Genomic DNA, 13,506 nt, shown 5'->3' with positions numbered 1-13,506 from the left:
ATGAATGTAAGAGAACCAGAGATAACTTCGGTTACGGACCTTACAGACAAAGAACTCACTCAACAATGGAAAATTATTGATTGGAAAAGAGTGAAAGAAGTCGTTAATAACCTACAGTCTCGAATTGCAAGTGCAGCTAAGAGCGGAAATTGGAAAACCGTGAACAAACTCTCCCGTCTTCTGACCCGGTCCTTTTATGCCAAACTTCTTTCGATACGTAAAGTAACCACTAACAAGGGAAGTCGAACTCCTGGAATTGATGGCATCATTTGGTCATCGTCGGCAGATAAGATGCGTGCCGCTCTACAACTAACGAACAAAGGCTATCGTGCAAAACCATTAACACGGAAGTACATTCGAAAGAAGAGCGGTAAACTACGACCTCTTAGCATACCAACTATGTATGACAGAGCAATGCAAACTTTGCACTCTCTGGTGTTGGGCGCAATCGAATCTGCAGCAGGTGACAAAACTTCGTTTGGGTTTAAACCTTATCGTTCTACAAAAGATGCTTATGCCTACCTTCACCTCTGTTTAAGCAAGAAAGTTTCTCCTGAATGGATCGTTGAAGGTGACATTAAAGCTTGCTTTGATGAAATCAGCCATAACTGGATACTTGATAACATCCCTATTGATAAACGAATCCTTAAAGAGTTCCTAAAAGCCGGATATATCGAGAATTATCATCTGTTTCCTACCGAAAAAGGCACACCTCAAGGAGGGCCTATATCTCCAATAATTGGAAATATGTCCTTAAACGGCTTAGAAAACGCCTTAGCGATGAGATTTTACTCCAGATCAGATGGAACAATTGACAAATCTCATCAAAACAGGCGCAAGGTTAATTATGTTCGTTTTGCTGATGACCTTGTGGTAACTGCTGATTCCCCGGAAACGGCTCTTGAAATAATCGACGTCATCCAAGCATTTTTAGATCCTCGTGGACTTAAGCTCAGCGAAGAAAAGACTCTTGTGACCAATATTAGTGAAGGGTTCAATTTCCTCGGATGGAACTTCAGGAAGTATAAAGGAAAACTCCTTCCGAAGCCATCCAAAGACTCTCAAAAGGAAATTATCAAGAAAATCCGTGACGTACTTCACAAAGCAAAAGCATGGGATCAAGACCGATTGATACAAACCCTCAACCCAATCATTAGGGGATGGGCAGAGTATCATAATCACGCAGTTTCTTCTGCTATCTTCAACAAACTTGATGAAATAGTCTATAACATGCTTATCTCCTGGGCTAAAAGAAGACACTCAAATAAAGGCTTCACCTGGATAACGACCAAATACTGGCATAAATCCGGTAAAAGAAAATACGTATTCTGCACAGAACTACAGACGTTGGAAAGATTCTCCAATGCCAAAATTGTTAGGCAAAGATTAGCAAGCCTTAATAAGAATCCATTTATCGACAAAGAATATTTCGAACAATGGAAATTCATGGAGTACCACCGGAAGAAACGCATCACTAACCCCAATTCTGTTCTAAACTGACACCCGAAAGGGTAGTAGTGGCTCGAGCCGGATGAATTGAAAAATTCTTGTCCGGTTCCTAGAAGACGGGGCAGGGAGAAATCCCACCCTGTTATTCGACAAACAGGTTGTTATCAAAAGAGCCTTAAAATCATCTGATTCTGAATGGAACTCACAGTTTGAGGATTTTTTCAAATGCTTTGGTTTTATTCCCAGGTTATGCAGGCCTTACAGGCCTCAGACAAAAGGCAAGATTGAAAATACGGTAGGGTATGTCAAGAGGGACTTCTTCCTTGGAAGACAATTTACCTCTCTCGAAGATCTGAACGGCCAAGTTAACAGGTGGTTAGAAAGGGTAAATTCAACTGTCCACGGAACAACCTATCAAATCCCTCTTGAACGCTTTAAGGAGGAGAACCTGAGCCCTCTGGGCCAGGTTCCTCCTTACAAAGTTGCCCATAAGGAGGCCAGAAAGGTCTCCAGAGACTGTTATATTTCATTTCTTGGAAATAAGTATTCTGTTCCTTACAGGTTTGCAGGAAGAACTACAGAACTTCGAATCTTTGAAGGAAAATTCGAAGTCCACGTTGATTGTGAGAAAATCTGTGAACATGAAATTCTTCCAGGTAACTGCAGAGTTTCAAGGAAAAAGGAACATTTCCAGGGTCTTCTGAGCGAGATTCTTAAAGAGAATTCAAAATGCAAGAAAGCTTCACAGATTCCGTTGAAATTCTCAGATCCTGAAGTTGAAAAAAGGTCTCTTGACGTCTATGAAACATTCATTGAGGGTGGTTTTGAATGAACAACTTCACTTATGAGAAGCTTCACAATAACCTTCAGTACCTGAAACTGAATACAATTGAAGAGCTCCTTGATAACTGCCTTGAAATTGCTGCAAGAGACAACAAGACAACAATGGAAGTTCTTGATTACTTGTTTGAACAGGAAAAAAACACAAGGAAGCTGCTGCAATTGAGAGACGGATGAAAAATGAAGGTTTTCCTGTGAAAAAGACGCTTGAAGAATTCGATTTTGAGTTTCAGTTATCTATTGATAAAAAAGTCATAGAAGACCTTGCAACCTTGAGATTTGTTCATAATGCAGAAAACGTTGTTTTGCTCGGTCCTCCTGGCGTTGGAAAGTCGCATCTTGCAATTGCTCTTGGAATTGAAGCGGTAAAAGCAGGAATTTCGGTTTACTTTACCAATACAGGAAACCTTATTGAAAGATTGAAATTAGCAAATAGAGAAGGAATGCTTGAAAAGAAACTCAGAGACTTGATGAAGTATAAAGTGCTGATGATCGATGAAATAGGATATCTCCCATTTGACGAAGAAGGAGCTCACTGCTTATTTCAGCTAATCTCCAGACGTTATGAAAAGTGTTCAACAATCCTGACATCGAATAAGTCATATGGAGAATGGGGAGAGATATTCAAGGACCATGTAATAGCGGCTGCCTTGCTTGATCGGATACTCCATCATTGTACTACTATTAACATCAAAGGGGAAAGTTACAGGCTGAAAGAAAGGAAAAAACAGGGTATAAAAACGGTAAATATCTATCAGTAATTTTGAGTGAGTTTATGATAAATTGAGTAAAATTTATATCTGAAGGTGGGGAAATTTAAACCGACCAAAGTGGAGAAAATTAAACCGCCATTGACAATCCAGAATATCAGAGAGAATTTCCTCTCTGTTACGTCCTAAAAGTTCAAGAGTTCTGTAAAGAACTCTTTCATGAAACCTTTCAAGATTTAAGATATCAAGAACCTCTTCCTGATTTAACCATTTGCCAGCTTCTTTGATACTGAAATTCTCAGTCAATTTGTAGCTTAACAAACCAATTAGTAAACTATTGAGATCAAGACCTTTGCTTTTATATTTGCCAAAAATGTCACAGAAGTTAAGCTTTTCATAAAAAAGTTGGACAGCAAGGATCGAGCCAATAGGAACACTTATATTCTTGTTAGGAATTGTAGGAAATGCTCTCTGCTTTGTGATGTTCATTTGACCAAAGAACATAAAACAGAGAGCACTTATTTTTATCTAACTGTCAAAGTCAGGTTAAATCAGGTTTTGAGAGGAGCACAATATCTAAAAATGAACTATATAAAAATATGATATAGTCAGACAAAGCTAAACATTATCTTAAACTTCTTATTACTGTCTTTTTTGGACTTTTTCCGTGATTTAAAGCGATGATCTTTTGTATTGTGATAGAAAATAGATAGGTAGCTAGTGTCAAGAACGTTTAGTTATTGATCACCTATTAAGCTCAGAATCCTTATGCACTGATGGTGTGCTGCCAAAGACTATGTGCAAGAATTAAATTTCCATGACACTAGTCCTATTTTATAGGACTTTCTGTAAACTTCCAAATAGATAGATTTATATTTAAGTTAGTTTCACTTTCCTCCCATGGATATGGTTTTAAAATTTGTTTTCTTAGATTTTTATCCCTTGATAATTCATAGGTATATTTCTTGAAGATACTTAGCGCTTCAATCTCTGCTCTAGCTAAATATGTCAAATACATCGCTAGATGGCCATTTTGTTCATTAGCTATTTTCATAGCATCCTTACCATAACTCATTGCAATATTAGTAATAGTATCTATGTCATAGACATCGCTTTTAACTATATTCTGAAGAGGATTATAAGATTTTGACTCATAATCATCCTCAAAATCAACGATACTATCAATTAACATGTCCATTAGAGAATAATATTTGAAAAAAGATGCTATATACTCTCGTTTATCCATTCTTATCAATTGCAATGTTAAATCAATATACAGCAAAAAGTCGCTATTTGTTAACTTTAAATAATTAGGCATATCATAATTTACATAAAATTTATTAAAATCTCTTTTTAATGCCAATTCTTTTCCAAGTAAATTAAATAAATTATTGACATCTTGTAATAGTTTTGATATTTCTATATTCAATTCTAGATTATCAAGATATTTAATAGTATTGAGAAACTTTTCCATGAAAATGCAAATATCGGAAATTAGAATTAATTCGTCTACACAATCTTCTTTTTTATCAATTGAATTATCTATTATCGATATTGAATACACTAATTCTGCTATTTTTTTAGGAAATTCAGTTATTATATTTTCATTCTGTTTCAAATCTTCGATAATTAAGTTATCACGATAAGCATTATCTAAAATATCTTGGACAAGAACACTAAACTTAGGTATTTGCGTTTCTCCAATGTGTCTTTTAAGCTTTTCATCGGAATCTTTTTTATTACAATAAGTGTTGAAAAATGAATGAAACATATAGTTGTTCACCTCCTTTATTTTGTTTTGAGTTTGTTATAGTTTTAAGTCAGTTTTGTTAGCATTGTATATTTTTTTGGTTTTCTGATTTGGAATTTTTATCCACTAGCTTTTTTAGATTTGTTTTTTTCAGAATTTTTGGTATAATGCTCCTTAGTCAAAAGTTCCCATCAAATAATCAGTTAATTTATGCCACATCTCAAAACTTAAGTTTGAATTCGTAAATGATGGATTTAGGGACAGCTTTTTCTCTAATGAATTTGCTCGAGAGTAGAGATTCTCTTTATAAAATTCTTCTACATTTTGTTCCCATTCTTCAGTAGTCCATTTTTTATGCTTTATGACTGCATGATTAAAATCATAATTTGCCCAATCGTAATCAATGATTTTTTTGTTCAAATCTAGATTTTCAAAAAGGGGAGTACCTGGAAAAGGAGTTAAAAAATCGTAGTGAAATATGTCAACTTCTGCTTTATTTAGGAAAATGGATAATTCTTTTAAAGTTGCTTCATCGTCATTTGGAAATGATATAAAACCAGGATAAGCTAAGATTCCATAGTCGTTCAAGGTTTTTATGCAATTAGTATATTCTTCAATATGATTTTTTTTCTGAACTGAACTTAATTTATTAGAATCCAATGTCTCAAAACCAACATTTATACAAATGCAGCCTGTTTCAGAAAAAAGTTTCAATAACTTTTCATCTTTATAAACACCTAAACTAGCTACGCCTCCCCAATTTTTATAACCAATATCATCCTTTATTTTTGTGAATATTTTTTTAGAATAACTGGGATTGCCATATAAATTATCATCTAAGAAAATAATTGTTTTTGAAGCTTTTTGAATTTCGCTGAGTGTAAGGTCTATGTTCTTAATTTTAAATTCTCCATATGTTTTATTTACTGCACAAAAACTACAGTTAAATGGACATCCTACAGAAGATTGAACAGGATAAGTGAAATACTTATCATTATTTACATCCCAAATAGGTTCAGGAGATTTCAATTCATCAACAAAAGAACCAACATAGTATTTCTGTAAGTTTGAAGAATTCATATCCTGAATTAGCTGATCAATTATATTCTCAAGAGGTCCAAAAATAACACTAGTAGAAGCTCCATTCAATTCTTCCTTAAATCGAGTGTTTATTATAGAGGTTGCATGCACACCTCCAATAATTGTTTGTATTCCTTTGTCTAGATAAGTTTTCGATATACTGTACGCTCTTGTTATAGTTGATGTCGTCCCAGTTATCATTGCGTAATCACATTTGTATTCGGGCACAGCTCCTATTTGTTCATCTATTATCTTTACTTCTATGCCCCTTTCCATGAGAAGAGTTCCAATATAAGCTAAACCGTATGGTGGGCTATATTGTCCAAACTTGTTCAATAACTTTGGTGCCGGGTTGATTAACTCTATTTTCAAGGTATAGACTTCCTTTTACCTCAATTATTCATACCTAATATTGCCTAAAAATCATTCGTTAGATAAAGATTTTAGAAAAATTCATTAAATATATAAACATATTATGCAATTATTTCTTAATATAGAACTAATATGCAATATTCTTTTTATTTACAATCTCTATATAATCTTTGTTAATTTCTTCGTTTTTATATATTATAGTTATATAGCAAAAATTATCAAAAACTCTTAGTAGAGGAATTATGATCTAAATATACAAAACAAGTGCTGAATATTCGAAATTATTTGATTTTTAGATATATATAGTAATAAATCTTTGTTAATTTTTCTAATTAATAGCTACAACTATTGATTATTGTTAAATCCACATAACGAACTATGAATTCTTACTGCCAAATAAGAATTTTCTCAAAAAAACAGAGAAGTAATTAAAGTTTAAAAATAAACAAAAAAAGTTGAAGTCTATACCATATTGGATTTTTTTAGTGATATCTGATTATTGACTTCGATGACTATCTCAGAAAAATAAGACGCTTAGTTTTTGATCGATGGCACTATCTTCGTTTGTTTTTATACAAAGAAATGTTTTACTGAATATTATATACAAAAATTATATGTAGTTACTTAAGTATAATCTTTACGAAAGATTAATAAACATGTATTTTTTCTTACTTTGTATTATCTTAATTTATTTGTTTAACTGTTATTAATAACAATATATTCTTACCCAACGCCTGTTAAATAATGAATAATGTCTCTAAGAAAGTATTCTACATTCGAAACAATATTGATTAATATAGATCAAACTAAAAGATCAAAGAGGAATATGAATATGGTGAAAATTTCCACAGATGTAAAAGAAGTACTTGCAAATCAACAAATTGCTTCCTTGGTAACTGCAGATAAAAACGGTGTTCCAAATATTGTTTTTATGGGTTTTGTGAAAGTAAGAGATGATGAAACAATTGTTATGGCTAATATATTCTGGAAGAAAACCGAAGCTAATCTGAAGGAAAATCCCAAAGCCGCTATCAGCGCTTATATGCCTCCCATGAAAGCTTACCAAATTAAAGGTAATGTAGAGTTAATCGATAAAGGTCCTCTAATGGATGAAGTTGCTGATTGGGTTGCCACCGAGATGACCGATCTCAAGCCCAAAGGAGCAGCTCTTCTTCATATTGAAGAAGTTTATGATTTAAGCCCTGGACCCAACGCAGGATCCAGAATCCAATAAAAAATTTAAAATTTTTTCTTTTTTCTTCTAATTTGTGCCTTTCATAGTGGTTGTTTTTAAAGAATGAGCCTTATAAAAACAATGAGTCATTCAAAAACCGATTTTATTCCCTAATAAATAAAGCCTCAGAACAATTATGTATGATTTTTTAAAGTTCAATGATAAAGCCGTCTATTCTCAAAGATTTTATTAACTTGATTATAGAATAAGCAGCTCTTGTTATCCCCATACTACGGTCATCTACATCTGTACCAACTAGATATAGATTTCTTACTGGAGTAACTGTATCTGCAATGAAGCCATTTATTGACACCGAAGCTTTTTCTGGAATAGTTATTTGATAATGAATCATCTCAATATAGTTATTTATCCCCGGATAAACTCGCAAAATAGTATTATATGCCTCTAATTTTTCAGATTCTAAAGAATTTCCTTCATTTATGGAAAACATAAAGCCCACAAGCTTTTTACCTTTTGGAGCAAAGTTCTTATTGTAATTGCTTATTGGCATTGCCCAGAATGGTTTATCCTTAAACCACACTTCTCCTCCTGTGTAATTAAACTCTTCAAATGTTTCATCCAGACCAAGCCATATTGTTAAAGCTTTCGATTGTTTGATTCTACTTAAATCCGAAATATAAGATTCTGGCAAATCAGTAATGTATTTAGGGAGATCTTTTGCAAAAGCTGAGTAAATAATTGTATCTGCAAAATATGACTCTTCTTTCGTTAAGACCCCTTTTGCAATGTTATTTTCTGTGATTATCTGTTCTACGGCGGTGCCAGTTTTAATCTCAACCGTTTCTGGTAAAGAGTAAAGAATAGCATTTAATATAGCTTTCAAACCATTTCTTGGATAATACTGATTATAATCTACTTTATTATTATTTAACAATCTGCTGACATAAGATAATCTCTTAAATCTATCATTATATTTATGTTCACTATTTTCACTAGTAATATCCTTCTCTATATCCTCTCCTATAAACCCACTTCCAACAAACATTCTCTGAACCGATGTCTCTTTTGCCTGTTTTCCAGATAAAAAATAACTAAATGTATCCATAAATTCTTGTGTATCAGACGAAAGCGCGTTCCATGGCAGGCATTGATAAACTGAGATATTGGAGAGATCATTCCCAAATTGCCATGAAAGTAGCAGTTTAGTTAATGATTGAGCAATTATTAAACGATCTTTTCTCGGCAACATATCCATCGTGAGATAACCCTTAAGAGTGGTAGGTACTTCCTTTAAACCATCTTCATCGCGTATAAAATAATCACCGTAATCAACAAAAGCAGGCACATAATCAAAATAATTTTCCATTAAATATCTTAGGGGTCCACCATCATGAAGTTGAGTAATAGCATGTGGTCCAGTATCAACTTGATAACCATTAACAAGGTAACTATTACAGTTATTTCCAAGATTTCTATTTTTTTCTAAAAGAAGAACATTCTTCCCGGATTTGGACAGCACTAGCGCAGATAACAATCCGCTGATACCTCCGCCTACTATGATCGAGTCATAATTCTTCATGAATTTAATTAATTTGGTTTGACTTTATATATTTTTGGGTTTTGTGATTATTCATCTAAACTCCGTAAAAATATAGAAAATATATGTAATATTTATACAATTGAAGCATTCTTAGTTGAGTTTTAGCTTATTTAGAATTAATTTTTGTTCTTATGTTAAGAACCGATCCCAAACCTCAAAAATTACTTTTTGGATCTCTTATTTAATGACCAATCGAGCTTCTGATGAGGAAAGCAATCCTGAATAATTCTGATAATTGAGATTAAAACTGGGTTTTTGGATAAGTTTTAATACAAATTTCAGAACTTATATTAAGAATTAAAAACTAGATTGATTGTTTTGGATATAAAGTTCACGAAAATAATTTTGATTATTATATACTTTTTATCAAAGTCACTTTTTAAATACTTAATGTATTGGAAATGATTTCTGATGTGATTGTATTCAGTTAAGAATATTTTCAACTATTTTTTACTTAAATTTCACCGTTTCGAATAGGAATCTTTATAATATAGTTTGAAAATAAGATTTCGTATGAGTAATTGCGAAAAAGATAATACAATTAATTTCTATGTGGTGTGTTTCAATGATCTCAAAAGAGTACGCTAAGTTAATGGTATTAAATCGAGTAAGAGAAATTAAGAATCAAGGCCTAGCAACATATGACACTAATACAAGTCAAATTGTTAGAGACGCATTAGAAAGGATGGTAATCCCCAAACCAATAATTGGATTAAACACGAAAGGCTGCAGTTATGCTAATAATCAAGAGGGGTGCTTTATTTGTGGTTACTTAAAGGGCCATTATGTGCCGGAAAAAATGTATCAACAATTTTTACAAGATGCAAAACAATATGTTAATAGTAATGAGTTAGTTTTATCTTCAAATGGATCTTTTTTTGATCCAAAAGAGATTCCTCGCGATGTTCAAAAAAAAATGCTTGAACATTTAATTTCTCTAGGAGTAAAACAGATAAAAATTGAGACTAGGCCTGAGTATATAAATCGAGCTGCCTTAAAAAAATTATTAAACTCAGTGTCTGCAAAAAATATAATAGTAGGCTTAGGATTCGATACATATACCGATGATATAAGAGATCTATGCTTAAATAAAGGTTATACAAGAAAACAATATGACAATGCAACTAAAGTTCTTAATGAGATGAACATCTCTTTTGAATCTAGAATCATTGTGAAACCTCCATTTTTAACAGAAAGTGAAGCAATTGATGAAGCTTTAATTTCTGTAAATCATGCTTTCAGTAGTGGTTCATCAGTAGTTTCACTAGAACCAATTGCAGTTCAGGATTTTACACTACAAGATTTTTTGACTAAAAATGGATTTTATAGAGTGCCTTGGTTATGGAGTGCTGTACATATAGTAAAACAAACTCACCAAAGAGGAAAGATAATAATTGGAGGAGACGCTTTTATTCCTCTTCCTAAAGAAACATCACATAATTGTAATAACTGCACTTGTTATGTAAGAAAAGAAATTGACAAATTCAATGAAACACAAGATATCGAATTGTTAGACAACCTTGATTGCGATTGTATAAGAGAATGGAAAAAAGACTTAGAAAAAAAAGAAATTTCGCTTTATGATAGAATTGCCTTTCAGATGAGAGAATGTGAAAGTTGAAAAATACTTTTACCTTTTCCTCTTCAAATTGTAAGTATAAAAGTGAGTTCCATGTACTTACGAAAAAATTAATGATCACATCAAGCCTCAAAAATAGAATCATATAAAGTATTTGACATTAGAACTATATGATAAAATGTTATATATTCCCAACTAATTCTTCCTTGAATTGGAGAAAACATCTTTTTGTATAGAACCTATCTAAAACAGCTTCAAGAGGCTGAAAATAAATAAGTGAATATGAATCAGGTCATCTTTTTCAAACTCTACTTTTTATTACACATTCTATAAATTTCACATTATTTGTCTTAATAGTTCTTAATAGAAGCAATTAAGAAAATGAAGAAATTTTTGATGAAAAAGTTAAATTTAAGTTTTTTTGAAGGAAGAAAGGATGGAATTTATCTTTTTTTAAGATGCATGGGTTTTGACTAAACCTATGTATTTTTCATGATTTGACATAATTATGCGGTCATTTTGGCTCAAAAACATCAGAAATATGCAGGTTAAAATAAAAACTGTTTAGGCATTACTTTGATAATTTTTTGGTAAAATATCCAAAATCAGGTTAAGGAAAAGATTCTGAAGTTTTACATTTTTATGTGAAAGATGTAAGAACCTTACTCCCAAAGAATATGAAGCATTAAAGGCCGCTATTCCAAAAGATCAGCACAAAACAATTTTAGATATTCTTTTAATTACTGGCATACGCTACGCGGAGCTTTTGAGGCTCTATGATAATCCTGCCTAGTGCTTCGATTCCAAAGTAAGTTCCTTATTTAGTTGGAAAATCAACGATCATTGGACAGATTAAAACATCAAGTTTTATGAACATACTTCGGAATCACAGTACTAGTATAATGAGAAAAGAAACATAATCCATCTTCCAGAAGAAGCCCAGAAGAAACACAAAAGAAGGCAATTAGAAAGAACTATTCACCCTCTTCCTTCCATGTTCCATTATCTTCTAAAAGACTTCTGGCAGGCCCGTAAATCTCCCTTTGTCAAGGCCGGTGAATAATTCCTCATTTTGGCCAGATTAAAATTCCCCAATTTCCAATCCTTGAGAAAAGCTCGAGGATCATAAATAATGCTGAAAACGGAGGAATGGCTATTGATACGAGATTTGTATTCACAAGGCTTTAGCATCAGTGAAATCGCCAAACAAACAGGCTTTGACAGGAAAACTGTGAGGAAATATCTCCGACTGAAAACCTTGCCCGAACCCCAGAAACGTTCTGGAAGAAAGAGCAAGCTTGATCCTTTCAAACCTTACATACAAGAAAAACTCAAAGAAGGTCCCTATACTGCTGCTCGCCTCTATCGGGAAATCAAAGAAATGGGTTTTGATGGAGGAAAAACCATAGTCAAGGACTTCGTACAAAAAATCCGACCCGAGCAGGGAATCCCTGCCGTACTCCGCTATGAAACAAAACCAGGTGTCCAGGCTCAGGTTGACTGGGGAGAGTTAGGAACAGTTGAGGTTGATGGAAAGGTAAAGAAACTCTTTTGCTTCAACATGATTCTTGGATATTCCAGAATGAGATATGTTGAATTTACACTGAGTATAGACACTCCAACTCTTATCCAGTGTCATCTGAATGCTTTTGAGTACTTTGGAGGATTTACACAGGAGATTCTATACGATAACATGGTGCGACGAGAAGTTATGCTATGGATTGCGGAACAACCCGCCATTCTATCCATTCAGAATGTCCCTATTCTGATGTGCATTTCTGGCAACGGATCTGTGCAAAGCTCAGAGGACAATGAGGTGTAAAACTGAACCTGACAGTTCCAAACCGCTAGGGAAAAGGATATATGGAGAACCGAAAGGTGAAGATCTGTTTGAGAGATCGTAACGTATAACATGCGAAAGCAGGTTAATACGCATGAGCCAAAATGGCATAGGAGCCTGGTTATGACATTCCATGTTGTGTCATGACGAATGGACATATGGCTTCCGGTCTATAGGATCCTCCTAAGTATCCAACAACTATCTATGACATAGAACTCGGTAAACCATTTGTGGTCCTTAATAAGGTAGGAATTCCGCAAGGAAAACCGACGCCACAGGTGGCAGAGGAATTGGCAAAAAGCAAACGGTTTCCTGTAATGGGGAATATAGAGGAAAAAAAATGCCTCAATGCGAAAGCATGCCCACTTGCCATTAGTCACGAAAGCAACAGGGATTGTTTAATTATGAATGTAAGAGAACCAGAGATAACTTCGGTTACGGACCTTACAGACAAAGAACTCACTCTACGATGGAAAAGTATTGATTGGAAAAGAGTGAAAGAAGCCGTTAATAACCTACAGTCTCGAATTGCAAGTGCAGCTAAGAACGGAAATTGGAAAACTGTGAACAAACTCTCCCGTCTTCTGACCCGGTCCTTTTATGCCAAACTTCTTTCGGTACGTAAAGTAACCACTAACAAGGGAAGTCGAACTCCCGGAATAGATGGCGTCATTTGGTCATCATCGGCAGATAAGATGCGTGCCGCTCTACAACTAACGAACAAAGGCTATCGTGCAAAACCATTAACACGGAAGTACATTCGAAAGAAGAGCGGTAAACTACGACCTCTTAGCATACCAACTATGTTTGACAGAGCAATGCAAACTTTGCACTCTCTGGTGTTGGGCGCAATCGAATCTGCAGCAGGTGACAAAACTTCGTTTGGGTTTAAACCTTATCGTTCTACAAAAGATGCTTATGCCTACCTTCACCTCTGTTTAAGCAAGAAAGTTTCTCCTGAATGGATCGTTGAAGGTGACATTAAAGCTTGCTTTGATGAAATCAGCCATAATTGGATACTTGATAACATCCCTCTGGATAAACGAATCCTTAAAGAGTTCCTAAAAGCCGGATATATCGAGAATTAGGCA

The 13,506-nt window shown here is 33.9% G+C and carries 7 protein-coding genes and 4 pseudogenes; 7 read left to right on the top strand and 4 right to left on the bottom strand.

Annotation, left to right across the window (positions count from 1 at the left end):
* The 3 genes and pseudogenes from ltrA (at window position 1) to istB (ending at window position 3,050) form a co-directional block, all read left to right on the top strand.
* On the top strand, window positions 1-1,500 hold the full coding sequence (ltrA, locus tag MSMAS_RS10820; protein ID WP_011034594.1) for a group II intron reverse transcriptase/maturase: 1,500 nt from the start codon (window positions 1-3) through the stop codon (window positions 1,498-1,500).
* A gap of 97 nt (window positions 1,501-1,597) precedes the next feature.
* Window positions 1,598-2,281, top strand: a pseudogene (locus tag MSMAS_RS18330) (Mu transposase domain-containing protein); the annotation flags it as partial.
* Window positions 2,278-3,050: pseudogene (gene istB, locus MSMAS_RS10810) on the top strand (IS21-like element helper ATPase IstB). The pseudogenes MSMAS_RS18330 and istB, both read left to right, overlap by 4 nt.
* A gap of 96 nt (window positions 3,051-3,146) precedes the next feature.
* Here the strand turns inward: istB and MSMAS_RS10805 are convergent.
* The 3 genes and pseudogenes from MSMAS_RS10805 to MSMAS_RS10795 all read right to left on the bottom strand — a co-directional run.
* A pseudogene (locus MSMAS_RS10805) lies at window positions 3,147-3,488 on the bottom strand (IS1634 family transposase); the annotation flags it as partial.
* 340 nt (window positions 3,489-3,828) lie between these two features.
* A complete protein-coding gene (locus tag MSMAS_RS10800) occupies window positions 3,829-4,770 on the bottom strand; it encodes a hypothetical protein (RefSeq protein ID WP_011034598.1) in 942 nt (313 codons plus the stop codon).
* A gap of 153 nt (window positions 4,771-4,923) precedes the next feature.
* Window positions 4,924-6,201, bottom strand: a complete 1,278-nt coding sequence (locus MSMAS_RS10795) for a B12-binding domain-containing radical SAM protein (RefSeq protein WP_011034599.1) — start codon at window positions 6,199-6,201, stop codon at window positions 4,924-4,926.
* Window positions 6,202-7,027: 826 nt separating this feature from the next.
* Between MSMAS_RS10795 and MSMAS_RS10790 the strand changes: the two genes are divergently transcribed.
* A complete protein-coding gene (locus MSMAS_RS10790; protein WP_230633240.1) occupies window positions 7,028-7,435 on the top strand; it encodes a pyridoxamine 5'-phosphate oxidase family protein in 408 nt (135 codons plus the stop codon).
* 148 nt (window positions 7,436-7,583) lie between these two features.
* Here the strand turns inward: MSMAS_RS10790 and MSMAS_RS10785 are convergent, their stop codons facing one another.
* Window positions 7,584-8,975: a phytoene desaturase family protein gene (locus tag MSMAS_RS10785; protein ID WP_011034601.1), complete on the bottom strand. Its 1,392-nt coding sequence runs from the start codon at window positions 8,973-8,975 to the stop codon at window positions 7,584-7,586.
* Between the two features lie 586 nt (window positions 8,976-9,561).
* Between MSMAS_RS10785 and MSMAS_RS10780 the strand changes: the two genes are divergently transcribed.
* The 3 genes and pseudogenes from MSMAS_RS10780 to MSMAS_RS10770 all read left to right on the top strand — a co-directional run bounded on the left by MSMAS_RS10780 (window position 9,562) and on the right by MSMAS_RS10770 (window position 13,503).
* Entirely contained in the window at window positions 9,562-10,617 is a 1,056-nt protein-coding gene (locus tag MSMAS_RS10780) for an archaeosine biosynthesis radical SAM protein RaSEA (RefSeq protein ID WP_011034602.1), read from the top strand.
* A 1,090-nt stretch (window positions 10,618-11,707) separates the two neighbouring features.
* Window positions 11,708-12,271, top strand: a pseudogene (gene istA, locus MSMAS_RS10775) (IS21 family transposase); the annotation flags it as partial.
* A gap of 374 nt (window positions 12,272-12,645) precedes the next feature.
* A complete protein-coding gene (locus tag MSMAS_RS10770; RefSeq protein ID WP_230633238.1) occupies window positions 12,646-13,503 on the top strand; it encodes a reverse transcriptase N-terminal domain-containing protein in 858 nt (285 codons plus the stop codon).
* Window positions 13,504-13,506: the final 3 nt, after the last annotated feature.

The sequence above is a fragment of the Methanosarcina mazei S-6 genome (assembly GCF_000970205.1).
In the GTDB taxonomy this organism is placed as follows: Archaea; Halobacteriota; Methanosarcinia; order Methanosarcinales; family Methanosarcinaceae; genus Methanosarcina; species Methanosarcina mazei.
Note: the sequence above shows the minus strand (reverse complement) of the source record. Positions and strands in the feature narration are given on the sequence as shown.

Bases quoted from the DNA above. Each gene is read 5' to 3' on its own strand.
- ltrA (WP_011034594.1), top strand. From the start codon at position 1: ATGAATGTAAGAGAACCAGAGATAACTTCGGTTACGGACCTTACAGAC.
- MSMAS_RS10800 (WP_011034598.1), bottom strand. From the start codon at position 4,770: ATGTTTCATTCATTTTTCAACACTTATTGTAATAAAAAAGATTCCGAT.
- MSMAS_RS10790 (WP_230633240.1), top strand. From the start codon at position 7,028: ATGAATATGGTGAAAATTTCCACAGATGTAAAAGAAGTACTTGCAAAT.
- MSMAS_RS10785 (WP_011034601.1), bottom strand. From the start codon at position 8,975: ATGAAGAATTATGACTCGATCATAGTAGGCGGAGGTATCAGCGGATTG.
- MSMAS_RS10780 (WP_011034602.1), top strand. From the start codon at position 9,562: ATGATCTCAAAAGAGTACGCTAAGTTAATGGTATTAAATCGAGTAAGA.